This window comes from Thioclava sp. F28-4 (assembly GCF_002020045.1).
In the GTDB taxonomy this organism is placed as follows: Bacteria; Pseudomonadota; Alphaproteobacteria; order Rhodobacterales; family Rhodobacteraceae; genus Thioclava; species Thioclava sediminum.
Map to the genome: position 1 here is coordinate 98,417 of NZ_MPZQ01000010.1, position 20,475 is coordinate 118,891.

Annotated in this window: 19 protein-coding genes and 1 pseudogene; 18 read left to right on the forward strand and 2 right to left on the reverse strand. The window is 60.0% G+C overall.

Annotation, left to right across the window (positions count from 1 at the left end):
• The first annotated feature begins 1 nt into the window (after position 1).
• Positions 2-1,609 carry an acyl-CoA carboxylase subunit beta gene (locus tag BMI87_RS17985; protein WP_028093925.1) on the forward strand — a complete coding sequence of 536 codons (1,608 nt, stop codon included), beginning with the start codon at positions 2-4 and terminating at the stop codon, positions 1,607-1,609.
• A 114-nt stretch (positions 1,610-1,723) separates the two neighbouring features.
• On the opposite strand, the gene BMI87_RS17990 is transcribed toward BMI87_RS17985, so the two are convergent.
• Complete coding sequence (locus tag BMI87_RS17990) at positions 1,724-2,386, reverse strand: transferase hexapeptide repeat family protein (protein WP_229861757.1); 663 nt, start codon at positions 2,384-2,386, stop codon at positions 1,724-1,726.
• Positions 2,387-2,629: 243 nt separating this feature from the next.
• Between BMI87_RS17990 and BMI87_RS17995 the strand changes: the two genes are divergently transcribed.
• The 9 genes from BMI87_RS17995 (at position 2,630) to BMI87_RS18035 (ending at position 12,684) form a co-directional block, all read left to right on the forward strand.
• Positions 2,630-3,814 (forward strand): lipid-transfer protein, encoded by a 1,185-nt coding sequence (locus BMI87_RS17995; RefSeq protein WP_028093927.1) that lies wholly within the window; start codon positions 2,630-2,632, stop codon positions 3,812-3,814.
• Positions 3,815-3,838: 24 nt separating this feature from the next.
• On the forward strand, positions 3,839-4,669 hold the full coding sequence (locus BMI87_RS18000) for an SDR family NAD(P)-dependent oxidoreductase (protein WP_028093928.1): 831 nt from the start codon (positions 3,839-3,841) through the stop codon (positions 4,667-4,669).
• Positions 4,670-4,849: 180 nt separating this feature from the next.
• Positions 4,850-5,479 carry a TetR/AcrR family transcriptional regulator gene (locus BMI87_RS18005; protein ID WP_028093929.1) on the forward strand — a complete coding sequence of 210 codons (630 nt, stop codon included), beginning with the start codon at positions 4,850-4,852 and terminating at the stop codon, positions 5,477-5,479.
• Positions 5,480-5,483: 4 nt separating this feature from the next.
• Positions 5,484-7,082 carry an acyl-CoA carboxylase subunit beta gene (locus tag BMI87_RS18010; protein WP_028093930.1) on the forward strand — a complete coding sequence of 533 codons (1,599 nt, stop codon included), beginning with the start codon at positions 5,484-5,486 and terminating at the stop codon, positions 7,080-7,082.
• A gap of 9 nt (positions 7,083-7,091) precedes the next feature.
• Positions 7,092-7,886, forward strand: a complete 795-nt coding sequence (locus BMI87_RS18015) for a crotonase/enoyl-CoA hydratase family protein (RefSeq protein ID WP_028093931.1) — start codon at positions 7,092-7,094, stop codon at positions 7,884-7,886.
• On the forward strand, positions 7,883-9,886 hold the full coding sequence (locus BMI87_RS18020) for a biotin carboxylase N-terminal domain-containing protein (protein WP_246832737.1): 2,004 nt from the start codon (positions 7,883-7,885) through the stop codon (positions 9,884-9,886). The genes BMI87_RS18015 and BMI87_RS18020 overlap by 4 nt, the downstream gene beginning before the upstream one ends.
• On the forward strand, positions 9,883-11,049 hold the full coding sequence (locus BMI87_RS18025; protein WP_078522929.1) for an acyl-CoA dehydrogenase family protein: 1,167 nt from the start codon (positions 9,883-9,885) through the stop codon (positions 11,047-11,049). The genes BMI87_RS18020 and BMI87_RS18025 overlap by 4 nt, the downstream gene beginning before the upstream one ends.
• Positions 11,050-11,097: 48 nt before the next feature.
• A complete protein-coding gene (locus BMI87_RS18030; RefSeq protein ID WP_078522930.1) occupies positions 11,098-11,664 on the forward strand; it encodes a biotin transporter BioY in 567 nt (188 codons plus the stop codon).
• 201 nt (positions 11,665-11,865) lie between these two features.
• Positions 11,866-12,684 carry an MBL fold metallo-hydrolase gene (locus BMI87_RS18035; protein WP_146681659.1) on the forward strand — a complete coding sequence of 273 codons (819 nt, stop codon included), beginning with the start codon at positions 11,866-11,868 and terminating at the stop codon, positions 12,682-12,684.
• Positions 12,685-12,777: 93 nt separating this feature from the next.
• On the opposite strand, the gene BMI87_RS18040 is transcribed toward BMI87_RS18035, so the two are convergent.
• The gene (locus BMI87_RS18040; RefSeq protein WP_078522938.1) at positions 12,778-14,316 is read right to left on the reverse strand and encodes an ISL3 family transposase; all 1,539 of its coding nucleotides are present in this window, start codon (positions 14,314-14,316) and stop codon (positions 12,778-12,780) included.
• Between the two features lie 142 nt (positions 14,317-14,458).
• Here BMI87_RS18040 and BMI87_RS18045 point away from each other — a divergent pair.
• The 8 genes and pseudogenes from BMI87_RS18045 to BMI87_RS18075 form a co-directional block, all read left to right on the forward strand.
• Positions 14,459-14,596 (forward strand): annotated as a pseudogene (locus BMI87_RS18045) (organic hydroperoxide resistance protein); the annotation flags it as partial.
• A 4-nt stretch (positions 14,597-14,600) separates the two neighbouring features.
• Positions 14,601-15,758 (forward strand): iron-containing alcohol dehydrogenase, encoded by a 1,158-nt coding sequence (locus BMI87_RS18050; protein ID WP_009573563.1) that lies wholly within the window; start codon positions 14,601-14,603, stop codon positions 15,756-15,758.
• 12 nt (positions 15,759-15,770) lie between these two features.
• Positions 15,771-16,808: an NADP-dependent oxidoreductase gene (locus BMI87_RS18055; RefSeq protein ID WP_078522931.1), complete on the forward strand. Its 1,038-nt coding sequence runs from the start codon at positions 15,771-15,773 to the stop codon at positions 16,806-16,808.
• Positions 16,809-16,817: 9 nt separating this feature from the next.
• Positions 16,818-17,495 carry a type 1 glutamine amidotransferase domain-containing protein gene (locus BMI87_RS18060; protein WP_009573565.1) on the forward strand — a complete coding sequence of 226 codons (678 nt, stop codon included), beginning with the start codon at positions 16,818-16,820 and terminating at the stop codon, positions 17,493-17,495.
• A gap of 10 nt (positions 17,496-17,505) precedes the next feature.
• A complete protein-coding gene (locus BMI87_RS22950) occupies positions 17,506-17,637 on the forward strand; it encodes a glutathione S-transferase N-terminal domain-containing protein (protein ID WP_256376246.1) in 132 nt (43 codons plus the stop codon).
• A complete protein-coding gene (locus BMI87_RS18065) occupies positions 17,612-18,445 on the forward strand; it encodes a glutathione S-transferase family protein (protein ID WP_342741275.1) in 834 nt (277 codons plus the stop codon). Before BMI87_RS22950 ends, BMI87_RS18065 begins: the two co-directional genes overlap by 26 nt.
• Positions 18,442-19,428 carry an aldo/keto reductase gene (locus BMI87_RS18070; protein ID WP_078522933.1) on the forward strand — a complete coding sequence of 329 codons (987 nt, stop codon included), beginning with the start codon at positions 18,442-18,444 and terminating at the stop codon, positions 19,426-19,428. Before BMI87_RS18065 ends, BMI87_RS18070 begins: the two co-directional genes overlap by 4 nt.
• A gap of 189 nt (positions 19,429-19,617) precedes the next feature.
• Positions 19,618-20,406, forward strand: a complete 789-nt coding sequence (locus BMI87_RS18075; protein ID WP_246832738.1) for an alkene reductase — start codon at positions 19,618-19,620, stop codon at positions 20,404-20,406.
• The last annotated feature ends 69 nt before the right edge of the window (positions 20,407-20,475 follow it).

Below are 20,475 nucleotides of genomic sequence, written 5' to 3' on the forward strand. Positions count from 1 at the left end.
AATGCGCAGGATTGAAAGTCAGATCGACACCAATGCCGCCGACTACAAGGCAAATTATGCCGCCATGTCTGAACGGCTTAAGGAATTCCACGCCCGCCAGCACGCGGCGCGTTTCGAACGCCCCCAGCGCGATATCGACCGCCTTGCCCGCCAGAACAAACTGGGCGTGCGCGAGCGGTTGAAACTGCTGCTGGACCCCGGCACTCCGTTTTTGGAATTTTCAACCCTGGCGGCCTGTCGTGAATATGACGGGGTGGTGCCCGGCGCAGGCGTGGTTACGGGGATCGGCATCGTGCAAGGCCGCGAGGTCGCCATCCACGCCAACGATGCCAGCGTCAAGGGCGGTGCCTGGTATCCGCATACCGTGAAAAAGATCGTGCGCCTACTGGATGTCGCCTTGGAAAACCGCCTGCCGGTCATCCATATCTGCGACAGCGCGGGCGGTTTCCTGCCGCTGCAGCACGGGGTGTTTCCCGACCGGTATCTGGGTGGGCGGGTGTTCCGCAACCAGGTCAAGCTGAGCCAGGCCAATATCCCGCAGATTGCCGTGGTCGGCGGACACTGCACGGCTGGCGGTGCCTATGTGCCGACGCTGAGCGACTACAACATCATCATCGAAGGCACAGGCGCGATTTTCCTTGGCGGCCCTCCGCTGGTCAAAGCGGCCACCGGCGAGGAGGTCGGCGTTCAGGAACTGGGCGGGGCGGTCATGCACACCTCGGTATCGGGCACCGGCGACTATCGCGCTGCGACCGAACAACACGCCTTTTCACTGGCGCGCGAAATTGTCAGCCAGTGGAAACGTATGCCAAAAACAATCATCGAAACCGCGTCCTATGAAGAGCCTTTCTATGACCCGAAGGAACTTTACGGGATCATTCCAAAGGACCGGAAAACCCAGTTCGACATGCGCGAGGTTCTGGCCCGGATCGTGGACGGATCACGCTTTCACGAATACCAGCCGGACTATGGCACCACGATGGTGTGCGGCTTTGCCCATATCTGGGGTTACAAGGTCGGCATCCTTGCCAACAATGGGGTTTTGTTCAACGACAGTTCGCTCAAGGCGGCGCATTTCATGCAGCTTTGCAATCAGAACCGGACGCCCCTGGTCTTCTTCCAGAACATCACCGGCTACATGGTCGGCCGCGAATATGAAGAGCGCGGCATCGCCAAGGACGGCGCCAAGATGCTGATGGCGCAGGGCGGCTCGGTCGTGCCGAAGTTCACAGTGATCGCCAATGCGTCTTACGGGGCCGGCAACTACGGGATGTGCGGACGGGCCTGGGACGCGCGCACGCTGTTCATGTGGCCCCAGGCCGAGATCGGCGTGATGGGGGCGGATCAGGCCGCAAATACCATGGCGGACGTCAAGATCCGGCAGCTTCAGCGCGAAGGCAAAGAGCTGACTGAAGAAGAAATCGCCGCGATCCGCGAACCGGTGCTGGAAAAATACAAGCGCGATGTCGAGGCCTATACCTCGACCTCGGAATTGTGGGACGACGGCATCCTCGACCCGGCGGACACGCGCAACGCGCTTGGAATATCTATATCCGCCTCGCTCAATGCACCGATCGACGATCCGCACTACGGGATCTTCCGTCTGTAACGGCTTGAGGGGCTCGGGCGATACACCGGGAAACGGTCGTGTCGCCCGTTTTCAGATAGGTCCTGCCGCTTCGGGCCGCTTCTTAAACCCGCCCCGGTCCGGTGCCTGGAGAGGTCAGGACGATGTCCGCCGCGCCTCCTGAATGGAGACGACGTCAGAGGCCACCATCCCGGGCCGGTCTGCCTCGACCGCCTTCAGCGGTTCGACCGGCGTCAATCCGGCCAGACAGTCGCGCGCAAGTTGCTGGTATTCCGCGGTGCCGCGTGTTTTCCACGCGACTTCTTTCTCGCTGACCTCGCGGATCACCTTTGCCGGCGATCCCACCACCATCGAACGCGGCGGAATCACGGTTTCGCCACGCACAAACGCCTGCGCGCCGACAATCGATTCCGCCCCTAGCTCTACACCATCCATAATGACGGAATTCATTCCGACCAGAGCGTTCCGGCCAATTGTGCAGCCGTGCAGGATCGCGCCATGGCCGATGTGACCGTCGGTTTCCACGACGGCGTCGCGGCCGGGAAAGGAATGGATGATGCAGTTATCCTGAACATTGGCTCCATCCCCGATCACGATTCTGCCGAAATCGCCCCGCAGGCTTGCGCCGGGTCCGATGTAGCATCCATGACCCAAGATGACATTTCCGATCAGAACGGCCTGAGGATGGACATATGTATCATCGGGAACAACGGGTATAAACCCTTTGAATTCATAGCAATGCGCCATTTTTCTTGCCCTTTCGTAGTCTGTAAACCAATGGTCGCGAAATCCAGACATCCCAAATGCATCATTCGCTGTGTCAGGCCATGGTCAGACTCAGAGGTCTGGACCGAAAATTGCCCGGACTTCCGAGACAGGCAGCGCGAACAACCAAACATATGTTAGAAACTTCGACAAGCACCATACTCCACAGTGTGATCGTGTTGACAGGTCCGCGTGGCGTCATGTAAATTCTAACAAACGGTAGAAAATGCAATGGCACTTGTATAATTCAGGCCAGTCCAAACCTGAGAGAGAGAAATGTCAGATAAAGCCTATGTCGTCGGCGTCGGGATGGTCCCGTTCCAGAAGCCGGGGAAATCCGAGAGCTACGATGTGATGGCAACCGCGGCGACCCGGTCCGCTCTGGCCGACGCGGGTCTGGACTACGACAAAATCCAACAGGCCTATGTGGGCTATGTCTATGGCGACAGCACTTGCGGCCAGCGCGCCCTGTACCATGTTGGAATGACCGGCATCCCGGTTCTGAATGTGAACAACAACTGCTCGACGGGGTCGTCCGCCCTGTTCCTGGCGCGTCAGGCCGTGGAAAGCGGCGCGGTGGAATGTGCTCTGGCGCTTGGGTTCGAGCAGATGCAGCCCGGCGCAATCGGTGCAATGTTCCATGACCGGGTCAGCCCGTTTGCAGCTTTCGACGCAGAAACCGACGAACTGGTTGGCAGTGCCGAGATCCCACTGGCACTGCGGTACTTCGGCGGTGCGGGCAAGGCGCATATGGACGAGTTCGGCACCCCCCTGGAAACCTTCGCAAAAATCCGCGCCAAGGCCAGCCGACATGCGGCCAAAAATCCGGTTGCCCTGTTCCGGCAGGAGGTGACGGCGGAAGACGTCATGGCCGCCCAGGTCGTCTGGCCCGGCGTCATGACCAAGCTCATGGCCTGTCCGCCAACCTGTGGCGCGGCCGCCGCGATCATTTGTTCCAAGGAATTCGCCGACAAGCACGGACTGGACAGTTCGGTTCGGATCTCGGCGCAGGCCATGACGACGGACGGCCCGGAAACTTTCGAAGCCCATGACATGCGCGAAGTGGTCGGCTTTTCGATGGCCAAGCGCGCCGCCGATCAGGTCTACGAGGCGGCGGGCATCGGGCCTGAGGACGTGGATGTGGTCGAACTGCACGACTGTTTCGCCCACAACGAGCTGATCACCTATGAAGCGCTTGGTCTTTGCGGTCGCGGCGAAGCGGCGAAATTCGTTGATGATGGCGACAACACCTACGGCGGAAAATACGTGACCAACCCGTCGGGCGGCCTTTTGTCCAAAGGCCATCCGCTTGGGGCGACCGGCCTAGCGCAATGTACCGAGCTCGTTCAGCAGCTTCGCGGCCAGGCAGATGCGCGCCAGGTTGATGGCGCACGTCTGGCGCTTCAGCACAATCTGGGCCTCGGCGGGGCCTGCGTCACCACGCTTTATGAAAAAGCCTGATAGCGCCTTTCGGGAGGAATCAATATGACTGGAAAACTCGACGGGCGCGTGGCGCTGGTCTCGGGCTCGGGCCGGGGCATTGGCCACGAAATCGCTCTCAAACTGGCCTCGGAAGGGGCCCGGCTGGTGATCAACGATCTGGATGCCGATCCGGCCAATGAAACCGCCGAGGCGGTGCGCGCAACGGGAGCCGAGGCCGTGGTCTGTGTCGGCAGCGTCACCGAGGACGGTTTTGCCGAACGGTTCATCAAGGCCGGCATGGACAGCTTTGGCGGGCTGGACATCATCGTGAACAATGCGGGCTATACTTGGGACAGCGTCGTTCAGAAAATGACCGACGAACAATGGCAGGCGATCATCGACGTTCACCTGACGGCCCCCTTCAGGATCCTGCGCGCCGCGCAGCCGGTGATCAGCGCCAAGGCCAAGGAAGAGGCCGCCGCCGGACAGGAAGTGTTCCGCAAGGTGGTCAACATCTCGTCCATCGCAGGGACCGGCGGCAATGCTGGCCAGATCAACTATTCCGCCGCCAAGGCCGGCATTCTGGGTGTCACCCGGACGATGGCCAAGGAATGGGGCCGCTACAAGGTCAACGTCAATGCCGTGGCTTTCGGCCCGATCCGCACCCGCCTGACCGAGGGCAGCGCCGACGGAGACAGCACGATCCAGGTCGAGGAAAAAGAGATCAAGGTCGGCGTGAATCCCGACCTTCTAACCCAGATGGAGCGCATGATCCCGCTAGGCCGGGTCGGCACGCCGGAAGAGGCAGCCGGTGCCGTCTATCTGTTCTGTGCACCCGAATCGAACTTCATTTCCGGGCAGCACATCATCTGCGGCGGCGGTTTCGTGATCTAAAGCATTTGCCCGGAGCCGATAACGGGGTCCGGGCAAGCACATTGTTGTCTGGGCGGCCTCTTGGCGGTCGCCCATGCGGAATTTCCCGCAAACTCCAATCGGGCACGATTAAGACGATTGACTCACTTGCGCTATTGACCTAACAGTCGTTAGTTAGGCGCTGAGGCGAAACGAAGGTCTATGGCACAAAGCACTGCAAGCAAAGTCAACGAGACATCGCGCAGCGCGGTCGGACGGGACGGGGTGCTGGACATTGCCGCGCGGCTTTTCCGCGAACAAGGCTACGGGTCCGTTTCGCTCCGAAAAATTGCCGAGGCCGCCGGGATCAAGGCGGGTAGCATATACTATCATTTCGGTTCCAAGGACGAGATCGTCGCGGCCGTTCTTGATGCAGGGATTCGGGTCGTTCACGCGAGTATGAGAGACGCCATCACCGACCTGCCAGCCGATACCGATGGCGAAACGATCCTGCGCTCTGCGATCCGGGCGCATTTGCGCGCGCTTCTTGATGTGAGCGATTATACATCGGCGAATGTGCGTATTTTCGGGCAGGTGCCGCAATCCGTCCGGGATGCCAACTTGCCCACGCGCAGGGCCTATGAGGCAGAGTGGGACAGTCTTCTGTCCCAGCTTAAGAAAGATGGCACGCTGAAGCAAGACGTCGATATCCGTCGCCTGCGCCTGATGCTGATCGGTACATTGAACGCCACGCTCGATTGGTTCGACCCGGACCGCGGTAGCGCCGATGCGTTGTCACGCACCTATGCCGATGTGTTCCTCAACGGGATACTCCAAAGACAGGATACCTAACTTCATGGCACGTCTTGAAACAGCGGTGCTGACCGCATCAGAGACCTACACCCGCAACCACGCCGCACAAAGCGAGCGCGTCGAAATGCTGCGCGCGCGGATCGCCGAAGCAACGGCTGGCGGCCGCCCCGACATGGTCGCGCGGCATCGCAAGCGCAGCAAGCTGTTGGTTCGCGAACGGATCGACCTGCTGGTGGATACGGGCACTGCGTTTCTTGAGCTGTCGTCGCTTGCCGCCTACGGTCAATACGGGGGCGAGGTGCCCGGTGCGGGAATCGTGACCGGTATCGGGATCGTCCACGGGCTTCCCTGCGTTGTGATCGCCAACGATGCGACAGTGAAGGGTGGGTCTTTCTATCACGAAACCGTGCAGAAACACATCCGCGCCCAGGAAATCGCAGCCGAGAACCGGCTGCCCTGCCTCTATCTGGTGGATTGCGGCGGTGCCTATCTGCCAGAGCAGGACCGGGTTTTCCCCGATGCCCGCCATTTCGGCAATTCCTTTTATCGTCAAACCAACATGTCCGCGAGCGGCCTGCCGCAGATCTCGGCGGTCTTTGGAGGCTGCACGGCCGGTGGGGCCTATATCCCGGCCCTGTCGGACGAAGTCATCATGGTACGCGGCAATGCACGCATCCATCTGGGCGGCCCCTCGATCGTCAAGGTGGCGATCAACGAAGAGGTTGATGGAGAAACATTGGGGGGGGCCGAGATGCATTCGCGCGTCTCCGGTGTGTCTGACCATCTGGCCGAGGACGAGTATCATGCGCTTGCTCTGATGCGCGACATCGTATCCGAACTGGGCCTGTCGCGCCCGATGGGTCCCGATGCAACCTGCGCGCCGCCGGCGCGCAACCCAGAGGAACTGCTTGGCGTCATCAGCGCCGATCGCAAACAGCCCTATGACATGCGCGAGGTTCTGCTGCGCATGATCGACGCCGGCGAATTCCGCGAATTCAAGCCCGGATGGGGTGAGACGCTGGTCTGCGGCACCGCGCGGATTCACGGCTATCGAGTGGGCATTCTCGCAAATAATGGGGCGCTTGTGTCCAACAGTTCGCTCAAGGGCGCGCAATTCGTGTCGATGTGCGATCAACGCAACATACCGCTTTTGTTCCTCCACAACATCTCGGGCTTCATGGTCGGCACCGAAGCCGAGCGCGGCGGCATTGCCAAAGACAGTGCCAAGCTGGTCTATGCCATGTCGGTTGCCAAGGTGCCGCGCCTGTCGGTCCTCTTGGGCGGCTCATACGGGGCAGGCAACTACGGCATGTGCGGACGTGGTTTCGCCCCGAATTTTCTCTTTGCCTGGCCCACGGCGGAACTGGCCACCATGTCTGCCGACATCGCCACAAATGTGATGCTGGAACTGCGCCGCCAGAAAGGGGGCGACCCGGGCAAGATGGAGGCCGACATGAAGCTGATCGAGGAGCAGGTTCGGGCCCAGTATGCTGAACAGTCCGATCCCTATTATGCCACCTCGCGGCTTTGGGATGACGGGCTGATCGAACCCGCGCAAACCCGCGATATCCTTGGCCTGTGCCTGGCCATCGTGACATCGGTGCCCGAAGCCGGTCGCCATACGCCTGTATTCAGAATGTGAGGCTTCAAGTTGACCAATACCTACAACACGATCCTTGTCGAAACTGATGCGCGCGGCGTCGCCACGCTGACGCTCAACCGCCCCGACAAACACAACGCGCTGAATGGCGAATTGATCGCAGAGCTATACGATGCCGCAGAAAAGCTGGCTGCAGATGACGATGTGCGTATTGTGGTCCTGACCGGCGCGGGCAAGAGCTTCTGCGCGGGCGGCGATTTCAACTGGTTCGCCTCTAACGTCAAGAAAACCCGTAGTGAAAGGGTCGCACAAAGCGCCACGCTGGCGCTGCTGTTGCGCCGTCTTGACACGCTGCCTAAGCCCTTGATCGGGCGGATCAACGGCCCGGCCTACGGTGGCGGTGTCGGCATGATCTCCGTCTGCGACTACACCATCGGCGCCGAAGACGCGCGCTTCGGTCTGACCGAGGTCAAACTGGGCCTTCTGCCCGCGAATATATCGCCTTATGTGGTGGCCCGCATCGGCAAGGTGCATTCGCGTGAAACCATGCTGTCGGGGGCGTTGTTCGACACGGTCCGTGCCGAGCGGATCGGTCTGTTGACCGAAGTTGTCGCGCCGGCCGACCTGGACGCCACGGTGAACCGGTTGGTGCATGATCACCTTCAGGCCGCGCCGGGTGCCGTGGCCGATACCAAGGCGCTGATCGCCTATGTCGCGTCCCACGATCTGGAGACCAACATGATCTACACCGCCGACCGGCTGGCCGATGCGTGGGAGACGGAGGAAGGTATCGAAGGCATCAACAGCTTCATCAACAAGGGCGTTCCGTCATGGCGGGTGAAATGAGCTTCACCCGCGTTTTGATCGCCAACCGGGGCGAGATTGCCCGGCGCATCCAGCGCGGGTGCCGCAAACTGGGGCTGGAAAACGTAGCGGTGTTTTCGGACGCGGACCGCGACGCGCCCTTCGTGGCCGAGGCCGATCATGCCGTCTGCATCGGTGGGGCCGCCCCGTCGGACAGTTATTTGAACGTCGAGGCCATCCTTGAGGCCGCGCGGGCGACGGGCGCGGGTGCGGTGCACCCGGGCTATGGTTTTCTGTCTGAGAATGCCGGTTTCGCGGCGGCGGTCGAGGCGGCGGGCCTTGTGTTCATCGGGCCGGAACCCGACGCTATCGCGCGGATGGGCTCCAAGATCGAGGCCAAGGCTGCCGCCGAAGCCGCAGGCGTGCCCGTCCTGCCCGGCTATCGCGGCGAGGATCAGTCCGACGCGCGCCTGCTGCAAGAGGCCGAGGCGCTTGGCACCCCCTTTCTGGTCAAGGCCAGCGCCGGCGGCGGCGGACGCGGGATGCGGCTTGTCTCCGATCTGGGCGACGCACCCGAAGCGATTGCATCTGCCCGGGCCGAAGCGCAGAGCGCCTTCGGCGATCCGGCGGTGTTCCTCGAACGCTATGCGCCCCGTGCCCGCCACGTCGAAGTGCAGGTTCTGGGCGACACTCACGGCACCGTGCTGCATCTGGGCGACCGCGATTGTTCGCTGCAACGCAACCACCAAAAGCTGATCGAAGAAGCCCCCGCCGCCGATCTTCCCGAGGCTGTGCGCGACCGCATGCGTGCGGCAGCGGTGCGGTTGGCGCAGGCGATCGGCTATCGCTCCGCCGGGACGGTGGAATACCTCTATGACCCCGGGCGCGGTGAATACTACTTTCTGGAAATGAATACCCGGTTGCAGGTGGAACACCCCGTGACCGAGGCGATCACCGGCATCGATCTGGTCGAATGGCAGTTGCGCATCGCGCGGGGCGAGCCGCTGACGCTGACGCAAGGCGATGTGCAGTTTGACGGGCACGCCATTGAAATCCGCATCGCCGCCGAAAACCCGGCCGAGAATTTTCACCCCGAAACGGGCAAGATCACCCTTTGGGCGCCGCCTGCGGATGTGCGGCTGGAGACTGGGGTAGAGTGCGGTTCGGTCGTCGGCCACCACTACGATTCCATGATTGCCAAGCTGATCGTCCACGCGCCGGATCGGGCCGGGGCGATCCGCCGGGCGATCACCGCGATCGATGCTTTTGCCGTCGGCGGCGTCGGCCTGAACCTGGCCTATCAACGCGCGCTACTGGCACACCCGGATTTTGCGGCGTTCCGTCACCATACCTCGGGCCTGCCCGAGATGTTTCCAGGCGGCTGGACTGAACCGTCCGCTGATCCCCGGGACATGGCCTTTGCCGCGATGGCGCTGCATCTGCGTCTCGTGCCGACGGGCGCATCGCCGTGGGAAAGCCTGGGGTCATGGCGACTCACAGCCCCTGCGAGACAGTCCGGCGCGGCCTTCTATTGGGGCACAACCAAAGACGAACCGATCCGCATGAACGGCTCCGGGTCGGGGTTGACTGCCATTCAGCCGGACGGCCAGACCATCACGGTCGAGAGTGCCGCTTTAACAGGATGCCGTCTGAGCGGACGCATCGACGGGGTTCCGTTTTCGCGCATCGCTTACGTCGTGCGCGCGTCGAGTCACTGGCGAGTGCACCTGCAAACCCCTGCTGGAATGACCGCGACAGACCTGCGTACGCTGGAAGACCAGCATCTGCAACGTGCCACCGGCGGGTCTGGCGTCGCTGACCTGTTGTCCGCACCCATGCCCGGCGCCGTGGCCGAGGTGCGCGTCGCACTCGGCGAACGCGTCAAAGCCGGTGACACGCTGGTGGTGCTTGAGGCCATGAAGCTGTTGCAAAGCCTGCCCGCGCCGGTCGCGGGCGTGGTGACTGAAATCTATTGTGCACCCGGCGATACGGTCGCCGGGCACGCCCCACTCATCAAACTCGATCCAGAGGAAAACACATGACCAGACAAGACAGCATTACTCAGGTCACCGGCCCGTTCAACGAAGACCTCGAGATGATCCGAAACCAGTTGCGCCGGTTCATTGAAACCGAGGTGACCGCCAAGGCCGAGGCTTGGGAAGAGGAGGGCATGGTGCCCCGCGACGTGCTGCGCCGGATGGGTGATCTCGGCGTGCTGGGGATGCGCTATGACGAACAGTATGGCGGCGCGGGGCTCGACGTGATGTCCAGCGTGGTTCTGGCCGAAGAGGTCGGGCGATCCACCTTCGGCGGTTTTTCGGCTACGGTTCTGGTCCACACCGACATGGCCTCGCCGCATCTGGAAAACGCCGGCACGCCCGAACAAAAGGCGCGGTGGATGCCGTCGATCACCTCGGGCGAAAAGATCACCGCCGTCGCCGTGACCGAACCGGGCGCAGGCTCGGACGTGGCCGGCATGCGCACCCGCGCGGTGCCGGACGGGTCGGACTGGGTGCTGAACGGCACCAAGATGTTCATTACCAACGGCGTTCACGGCGACCTCTATTTTGTCGGGGCCAAGACCGACCCTGATGCCAAAGGATCGCGCGGGATCACGATGTTTGCAGTCGAAAAAGGCACGCCGGGCTTTTCGGTCGGCCGGGCGTTGAACAAGACCGGCTGGCTGTGCTCGGACACTGCGGAACTGATCTTCGAAGATGTCCGCATCCCGGCCGAAAACGTCTTGGGCGAGGTCAACCGCGGTTTCTATTCGGTAATGAAGAACTTCCAGAACGAACGCATCGTGCTGGGTGCGATGGCCTGTGCCGAAGCGCAAACCGCGCTGGACATGACCGTGGATTATGTCAAGCAGCGCAGGGCCTTTGGCGGCGTTCTGTGGGACAAGCAGGCCGTGCGCCAACGGCTGGCCGACTGCCAGACGCGGATCGCTGCAGGACGTCAGCTGGTCTATCACGCCGCCGGTCTGGATGCTGCGGGCGGTGACTGCGTGAAAGAGGTCTCGATGGTCAAAGCATATTGCGGCGAACTGGTGAACAGCGTGCTTTATGACTGCGTCCAGTTTCACGGCGGCATGGGTTATATGCGCGAAACACCGGTGGAACGCATGTCACGCGATGCCCGTGTGCAGGCCATCGGCGGCGGGGCGAGCGAAGTCATGTTGGAAGAAGTCGCCAAGCGCATGTGAGCTTACTATCCAAAAAATTAACAATCTACAGAAACAAGGACGAAAAAGATGAATCTGGAAACCACTCAAAGCCGATCAGTCGCAAGACTGACCCGAGAGATCTCGATAATACTCGTCGGCACAATTCTTCTGACAATATCCGCCAAAATCGTGGTGCCGTTCTACCCCGTACCTATGTCTACACAGACCCTGGTTGTCTTGGGTCTGGGTCTTTTCCTGGGGCCGGTGCGTAGTAGTCTTGTTGTTGTGACATACCTTTTTGAAGGTCTGCTTGGCCTGCCGGTCTTCGCAGGCACGCCTCCGGCTCCGGCAGGACTGGCATATATCGCGGGTCCCACAGGCGGATACCTGGTAGGCTTCGCACTTGCAGCGGCGGCTGCCGGTTGGGTTGTTCAAGCACTGCAAGGACTTTGGCCTTCATTCAGAGCATCTGTCGCGGTCTTTTCGGGCTCGATACTCATGTATTGCGCAGGGCTGTTCTGGTTGGGTGGCTTTGTCGGTTATGGCGAGAAATTGCTGAACGCCGGGCTTTACCCATTCCTGATCGGGGATCTGACGAAGGCGACAATTGCTGTAGTTCTGTATTCTGCTTACCATAATCGCCGCGCTGTGTGACTGCCAGCCCAAGACCGTATCAGACTGTTTCAGTCTCATACGGTCTTAGTCCGATATAAGTTGAAATGGTCCGATGCCAGATTTGGTAGGCACCGGACGCCAGCCTGAGGTTTCCGGCGCCATGCGAGAGCAACGCACAAAACTGTGCGAACCGGATTGTTCGCAATCAATAACTGGTCGCACACAATGAAAAGAAGCAGCATGTTTTTCTCAGAGCCGGAGCCTTGCCGCGCGAAGGGAGTCGAATTGGCCCCTGGAATTCTGAGGATCGTCGCGAACAATCCCGGAAAGATGACCTACCACGGGACAAATAGCTACATCATTGATACGCCTGATGGTCGGTTCATAATCGACCCCGGCCCAGCAGAAGACAGTACACATTTCGAGGCAATCATCGAAAATTTGGGGGCCAAACCATCCGGGATTCTGCTCACACACCACCATTCTGATCATTTTGGAGTCGTCCCAGCCCTGCGAGCACGGACAGACGCACCTGTTTATGCCTCACGGGCATTCCCTGACGATGCATTTCGACCTGACCTGTTTCTGGAGGACGGACAGGTCATTGCCGGTCTTACCGTCCTGCACACACCTGGTCACGCGAGCGACCACCTTTGTTTCGCGAGACCTGACGGAGTGCTCTTCACGGGCGACCACGTCATGAGCTGGAACAGTTCGATCGTCAGCCCCCCTGACGGAAACATGCACGACTACTGCGCGCAGCTACAGCGGCTGATTGAGCGCGGCGATAGGATCTACTTTCCGGGGCACGGACCTATACTCCGGGATCCGCAACCTTACGTCAAACGGTTGCTTTCCAACCGCATGCGTCGCGAGGCGGAGATCCTCGCCCACCTCTCAAACACCCCGGGTTCGGTCCAGAATATCGCCGCTTCCGTCTACCAGAAAACCGACCCACATATCGCAATGGCCGCAGAACGAAACGTTGCGGCGCATCTGGAGAAGCTGTTGTCTGAGTCGCGGGTGGTACAAGATGGCGGAGTCTGGAAATTAACATAAACTTCATTATGCGTCTTTATACTTGGTGTTGCGATAGTATAATATCGTATGTATGCTGGACTCCTGTCGCGTAGCCCTTAATTGGGCTCTGCCTCAATCTGTGTGGCGGAACGGTAGCATTCTCGCCCGCAACAATTCTGGACCGGCTCGACCGTACATGGCGCGTTTGAGCGTCTTCAGGCGATTGATCTGACCTTCTGCTTGGCCGTTGCTCCATGGCATCTCGATGGCGTTTTTGACTGCATCGAAGTCCCGGTTCAATGTGCGGGCAAAGCGCACGATGGGCGCCAGATCGGTTTCGATCGCGTTGTCGATCCATGCTGGGAGCGGGTCTGCTTGGCGGCCACGCAGGATACCGTTGAACCGCATGGCGAGACTTCGCATCGTTGCGAAGGCGGGAGAACCGGCCTTGAGCGCGTCGACTTTCCGCGCTTGATCCGGGGTGAGCTTTCCGCGGGGTTTGATGCACAGCGCGGCTGCGATGACCGGGGAAATCGCGTGCCCCGTTTCCGGGTCCCGGACTGGCTTAAGGATTTCGTGCTCTACCTTGGAGTCGCTCCCTTGCTGTTCTGCTTTTCGCCAGCCCGCCAACAGACGCTGCAAATGCGACTGACTCCCCTCGTAACCGCGCTCTCGGATCAGACGGAACAGGGCGCTGCCAGTTCGAATGCCCTCCTTCCAGCTTTGGCTCAGGAACTCTTCAAAGTACCACGGCGATGTCGGCTTCAAAGCGGCCCGCCTGCGGTCCGGTGGTGTCTCGAACTGCAGCCATTTTGCGATGCTGCGACGCGGGAACCCTGTTCGCCGCCCGATCTCGCTGCATGAAAGCCCCTGATTTCGGAGCGCATGAATGGTGGCGAAAATCTCTTCCCGAGACGTCCTATGCGCCAGGCGTGACTTCAGAAGGCTGCCGGCTGCGGTGATGTTGTCGGCGTCGGACAGCAGCGCCCTGCCGGTCGCACGGCCGTGAAGGTTCATTTGCTCCTCGATGGCCTGCCGCAGGTTTTGTACGATATGGAACCGGTCAGCGACCTGCTTCGCCTGCGGTGCCCCTTGCCGTGCTGCCTGGGCGTAGAGACCGCAGCGATCTCTGCTGATCACTTCCACCTCGGGGTGTCGCTTCAGCCAGTTGGTGCAGCTGACGACATCTCGATCCTCAAGAATGTCGATCACCACGCGACGCTCCAGATCCACAATGATCGTGCCGTAGGTTTGCGATTTCCGCCAACTCCAGTCGTCGATCCCGATGACTGTCGGCGACTCGCCACTGTCTTGGGCACGGTTCTTCAGCTGCCTAAGCACCGTGTCATCGCTGACTCCAAGGCCCAAACGATGCAACAACCGCTCGGCTGGCCGTCCGCCGGTCGCATGCCCAAGATGGGTGACAATCTCCCCGACACGCGAAGTACGACGTGCAAATGGACGCGCAATCGAGGCGATTTGGTCTGAGAATGTCCGGCGTGGGCAAGCGGGTGCCTGACATCGCCAACGGCAAATTGCGAGATCAACCGTTACCTCGTCTCCATGCGCGGGATAATCCTGCAGCCGCCGACGCCGCCAGCCGTGACGTCGGCGTGAATGCAATCCACAGTCTGGGCAAATGCCGTTGGGAGCCAAGACGCCAGATACAATCCACCCGCCTCTTTCACTTCGCTCAACGCTTTGAACGGCAACATCGCTCCCGGGCGACCAGTGCTTCTTCGAACTCACAACTATACCTCCTGAATTTTCCAGTTTCAGGATAGTTGCGCCACACAAAGTGAGGCAGAACCACATTACCGCACATCTGCCGGGCATGACCCGCGAGGATGCTGAAAGACTTGTCGAAGCGACGCACCAGGTCTGCCCATACTCCAACGCCACACGCGGAAACGTTGACGTGCGCCTGCACATTGAAACTGAAGGAAACTGAACCCATGAATAATTTTGACTTTCGCAATCCGACACATATCCTGTTTGGCAAGGGCCGTATCGCGGACCTAAAGGATCAGGTTCCGGCTGACGCAAAGGTGCTGATCCTCTATGGTGGAGGCAGCGCGGAGAAAACAGGCGTCCTTGGTCAGGTGCGTGCGGCACTTGCGGGCCGGACCTTGGTCGAATTTGGCGGCATTGAGCCCAATCCGCGCTTCGCCACTGCGCTGAAAGCTGTCGAGGTGATTGGCCAAGAAGGGATCACCTTCCTGTTGGCTGTCGGCGGTGGTTCCGTTATTGACGCCACCAAATTTATCGCGGCGGCGGCCAAATATGATGGCGACGCCTGGGACATCCTGACATCTCGCGGGTCGGTCATCACGCAAGCGCTGCCCTTTGGGACCGTGTTGACCTTGCCCGCCACCGGTTCGGAGATGAACTCTGGCGCTGTGATCACCAATCCCGAGAAGGGCGCTAAGCTTCCGTTTGGTAGCCCACATTGCTACCCGGTTTTCTCGGTGCTGGACCCCGAGGTCACTTACACGCTGCCGCCCCGTCAAATCGCGAACGGCGTGGCCGACGCGTTTGTTCACATCATCGAACAATATCTGACCTATCCATCCGCCGCGCGCGTTCAGGACGGTTTTGCCGAAACCCTGCTACGCACCCTGATCGAGCTTGGGCCCAAAGCCCTTGAGACGCCGGAGGACTATGACGTTCGCGCCAACCTGATGTGGACGGCAACGCTGGCCCTGAATGGCCTGATCGGCGCAGGTGTCCCGCAGGACTGGGCAAGCCATATGATCGGACATGAGATTACCGCGCTCAATGACACCGACCACGCCCGCACACTGGCTGTCGTGTTGCCGTCACTGATGAACGACCAACGTGGCCCCAAACGCGAGAAACTGCTGCAATATGCTGCCAATGTTTGGGACATCCGCGAGGGATCTGATGATGCGCGGATTGATGCCGTGATCGAGGCAACACGCGGGTTCTTTGAACAGGTGGGCATCAAAACCCGACTCGGCGATTACGCAATTGCTGCACCTGAAATTGATCGCATCGTCGCCGCCTTGAAGGATCACGGCATGACCGCCCTTGGCGAACAAAATGCCATCACCCCCGAGGATGCCCGCCGCATTCTTGAAACAGCCTTCTAGGAGATGATGACCATGACACAGACCGAAACAGTAAACCGCCAGCTTGTGCTGGCGGAACGCCCCAGAGGCGAACCGACCAAGGACACGCTTCGCTTGGTCGAAGGGGACGTCCCCTCCCCTGGTGCTGGGCAAATGCTTCTGCGCACCGAATATCTGTCGCTGGACCCTTATATGCGGGGGCGCATGAGCGATGCGCCATCTTACGCCGCGCCGGTGGAAATTGATGGCGTGATGGAGGGCGGCACAGTGGCTCAGGTCGTCACCTCACAGGTTGATGGCTTTGCGCCGGGCGACTGGGTGCTCAGCTTCAATGGCTGGCAGGATTATGCCCTGTCGGATGGCGCGGGGTTGACAAACCTTGGCAAATCACCCGCGCATCCGTCTTGGGCGCTCGGTATCATGGGTATGCCCGGCTTTACCGCTTGGGCGGGTCTGACGCAAATTGGCGCGCCAAAACCTGGCGAGACCATCGCCGTGGCGGCCGCAACCGGCCCTGTCGGGGCCACTGTGGGCCAGATCGGCAAGATCCTTGGCTGCCGCGTGGTCGGCATCGCGGGCGGACCAGAGAAATGCGCCTATGCGGTCAATGAGTTGGGTTTTGACGCCTGTATCGATCACAAGGCAGATGACTTTGCCGAACAGCTTGCCAAGGCCAGTCCCGATGGCATCGATGTCTATTTCGAAAATGTCGGCGGCAAGGTCCTCGACGGGGTCATCCCGCTGTTGAATTCAAACGCACGGGTGCCGGTCTGCGGATTGATCTCTCAGTATAATGCGACTGACTTGCCCGAAGGACCGGACCGGATGAATTGGCTTATGGGTCAAATCCTGCGCAAAAAGATCAAGGTGCAGGGCTTCATCATCTTTGACGACTTCGGCCACCTCTACCCGGATTTTGCCAAAGACATGGGGGCGTGGATCGAAAGCGGCCAAATCAAATACCGCGAAGAGATCATCGACGGTTTGGAAAATGCACCCGAAGCCTTCATTGGCCTGCTGAATGGCGAAAACTTTGGCAAGCGCGTGATCCGCGTCGGCGAGAAAAAATAGGAAAATAACATGAAAATTCTGATGGTACTGACATCCCACGACACACTCGGGGACACAGGCAAGAAAACCGGCTTCTGGCTGGAGGAGTTTGCGGCCCCCTATTACGTCTTCAAGGACGCCGGAGCAGACATTATACTGGCCTCGCCCAAAGGGGGACAGCCGCCGATTGATCCGTCCAGCGACAACGCTGACGCACAGACCGACGACACCCGTCGGTTCAAAGACGATCCAGAGACGCAAAAGCATCTTGCGACGACGCTGAAGCTTTCGGATGTAACCGAAGACGGGTTCGACGCCATCTTCTATCCGGGCGGCCACGGCCCCTTGTGGGATCTGGCCGAAAATGCGGACAGCAAACGCCTGATCGAGGCCTTCGCCGCCGCCGACTTGCCTGTCGGCGCAGTTTGCCACGCCCCCGCCGTGTTCCGCCACACCCAAGGCGCGGACGGCAAACCGCTGGTGTCTGGCCGCCGGGTGACGGGTTTTACCAACACCGAAGAAGAGGCCGTCGGCCTTACCGATGTTGTGCCGTTCTTGGTGGAAGACATGCTGAAGGCCAATGGTGGCCAGTATGAAAAAGGGGCGGATTGGGTCAGCTTCGTGCTGCGTGACGGAAAACTGGTCACCGGCCAGAACCCCGCCTCATCCGCCGCCGCCGCGCAAGAGATCCTCGGGCTGCTGAAGTAGGAGAAAAGCGATGACCGACCTGATCCTGCACCACTATGAAGCCTCTCCCTATTCCGAAAAAATCAGAACTTTGATGGGCTTCAAGGGGCTATCATGGTCATCGGTCATCGGTCATCGTGCCTCCGATTGCGCCAAAGGCTGATCTGCTAACCCTGACGGGTGGCTACAGGCGGGCCCCAGTGCTTCAGATCGGGGCGGATATCTACTGTGATTCCGCCCTGATCGCCGCCGAGCTTGACCAGCGGTTTCCGGCGCGCGCCCTTGCCCCGAACACTGCGGGCACAGCGACCCCGCTGCTCGACAATTGGGCGGACCGCATTTTGTTCTGGCAAGTGGTTCGTTACAGCATGGGCCTGCGGGCCGATGCCGTTCCCCCAGCCCTGATCCACGACCGCGAGGCGTTTTGGGATCACAAGATTGATCTGGACGGCCTGAAAGCGGATGTCGGATATCATCGTGGCCAAATCACAACAGGGCTTGGTTGGCTTGAGAACCTGCTGGGCGGTGCCGATTTCTTTGCCGGGGACACGCCCGCGCTGACTGATCTGGCACTCTATCATGTGGTTTGGTTTTTTGCCAAAGCTGACACAACCGCCAGCGGCAGCGGTCTATCGCTGTTCCCGGCATTGTCGGCATGGATGGCGCGCATTGCGGAGTTCGGTCACGGCACACGAACCGAATTGGCGCCTGCTGAAGCGATCATAATCGCGGTTTCGACGACCCCTGCCCCGCTTCCCGCAACGGGTCTTGCCCATCCCGCGATAGGCGCGTCGGTACAGGTTCTGGTCGATGAATTTGGCACGGAAGTCATCGACGGTACGCTGGTCCATATCGACGACACCCGCATCATTCTGCATCGGGACATGCCACAGGTGGGAACGGTTGCCGTGCATTTCCCGCGTCACGGCTATCCGCTTCGTACCACCTCAATTCAAGGAGAAAACACATGAAAACGCGTAATCTGGGCGCCGGACTTGGCGCGACATCAGCCATTGGACTTGGCTGCATGGGCATGTCCGAATTCTACGGCCCAACCGACCGCGATCAATCCTATGAAACGCTGGACCGTGCGCTTGAATTGGGCGTCACGTTCTACGACACCGCCGATATCTATGGCAACGGCGCGAATGAAACCTTGTTGTCGGATTTCGTTCGGCAAAACCGGGACAACCTCACGCTGGCGACCAAGTTCGCCATCATCCGATCCCAAGACCCGACCTCGCGGTTTATCGACACCAGCCCGGCCTATGTGAAACAGGCAGTCGAGGCCTCATTGGCACGTCTGGGAATTGATCAGATCGACCTTTATTACGCGCATCGCCTTGATGGGGTGACCCCGATTGAGGACACGGTTGGAGCGATGGCTGATCTTATCAAAGAAGGTAAGATTAGAGGCATCGGGTTAAGCGAAATCTCTGCACAATCTTTGCAGCGGGCAAATGCGGTGCATCCGGTTGCGGCGGTTCAGACAGAGTATTCGCTGTGGTCGCGCGACCCAGAGGGAGAGATGCTGGCCACATGCGCCGAATTGGGCACGGCTTTTGTACCCTACAGCCCGCTTGGGCGCGGCTTTCTGACCGGCAAGGTCACCACACTAAGCGACCTGGCTGATGATGATTTCCGGCACACCCAGCCGCGCTTTGCCGATGGAAATCTGGATCAGAATCTGAACTTGCTGGAGCAATACCGTGCCATCGCCGACAGCGCCGGATGCTCGCCTGCGCAACTGGCGCTCGCATGGGTCTTGGCCCAAGGCGATCATATTATTCCGATCCCGGGCACCAAACGGCGCGCCTATCTTGAAGACAATATTGGGGCCGCCGATGTCACACTAACCGAGGACATTCTCACCCGCCTCGACACCTTGTTCCCACGCGGCGCTGCCGCTGGCGATCGTTACACGGAACAAGGGATGCAGATGACCGATCTGTAGATCGGAAAGCCTGCATTGCAAACTCGACCGGCGGCGCAGCCTCTTTGACCTAAGCCCTGCGCCGCCGCCACAAATTCGCCCCCAAAACGACCGGATCAGGCGTTGGCCACATCCGACACGCCCAAAGCAACCGGCCCATCCCTTTGTCCCAAATTCACTCTCCTGCCAGTCAGGAGACGAGGAGTCATTATGTCAACCATCCCTGAAACTGACCTCTTTTCCCCCGTCGTTGTCGGACCTTATACGCTGTCAAACCGCATCGTAATGGCCCCCCTAACCCGCGCGCGGTCCCCCGAAAACATCGCCACCCCAATGATGCAGGAATATTACGCCCAACGCGCATCGGCAGGCCTGATCATCAGTGAAGGCGTGAACATTTCGCCGCAGGCCACAGGGTACGCCTTTACTCCCGGGATCTGGACCGACGAGCAAATCGAAAGCTGGTGCCCCGTCACGGCCGGTGTCCATGACAAGGGTGGCCGCATCTTTGCTCAGCTGTGGCATGTCGGCAGGGTGTCCCACCCGGATGTGCAGGCCGGTGGGATATTGCCTGTCGCTCCCTCCGCTGTTCGCCCTGAAGTGGATGCGTTCACTCCGGATGGAAAGAAACCAGCACTCACACCGCGGGCGCTGGCCCTGGAGGAGTTGCCGGGGATTGTCGCAGATTACGCGCAAGCGACGCACAACGCTCTTGCCGCAGGGTTTGATGGCGTCGAGATTCACGCCGCGAACGGATACTTACTCGATCAGTTCATGCGTGACGGGGCCAACCAGCGTAGCGATGCCTATGGTGGGTCGGTCGAGAACCGCATTCGGCTGACACTTGAGGTCACGAAAGCTGTCGCGGCCATCTGCGATGATGGCCGCACAGGTCTTCGGATATCCCCAATCAGCACTGCCAATGGCCTTACGGACAGCAATCCTGCACCCGTGTTCACCGCACTTGTCGATCAGTTGAATGATATTGATCTGATCTGATCCCCGGAAACTGGACCGTTTGAAGCTGGAGTTTTCCGCTACGCTTCCTTGGCTGGAAGAGGAGTGGAA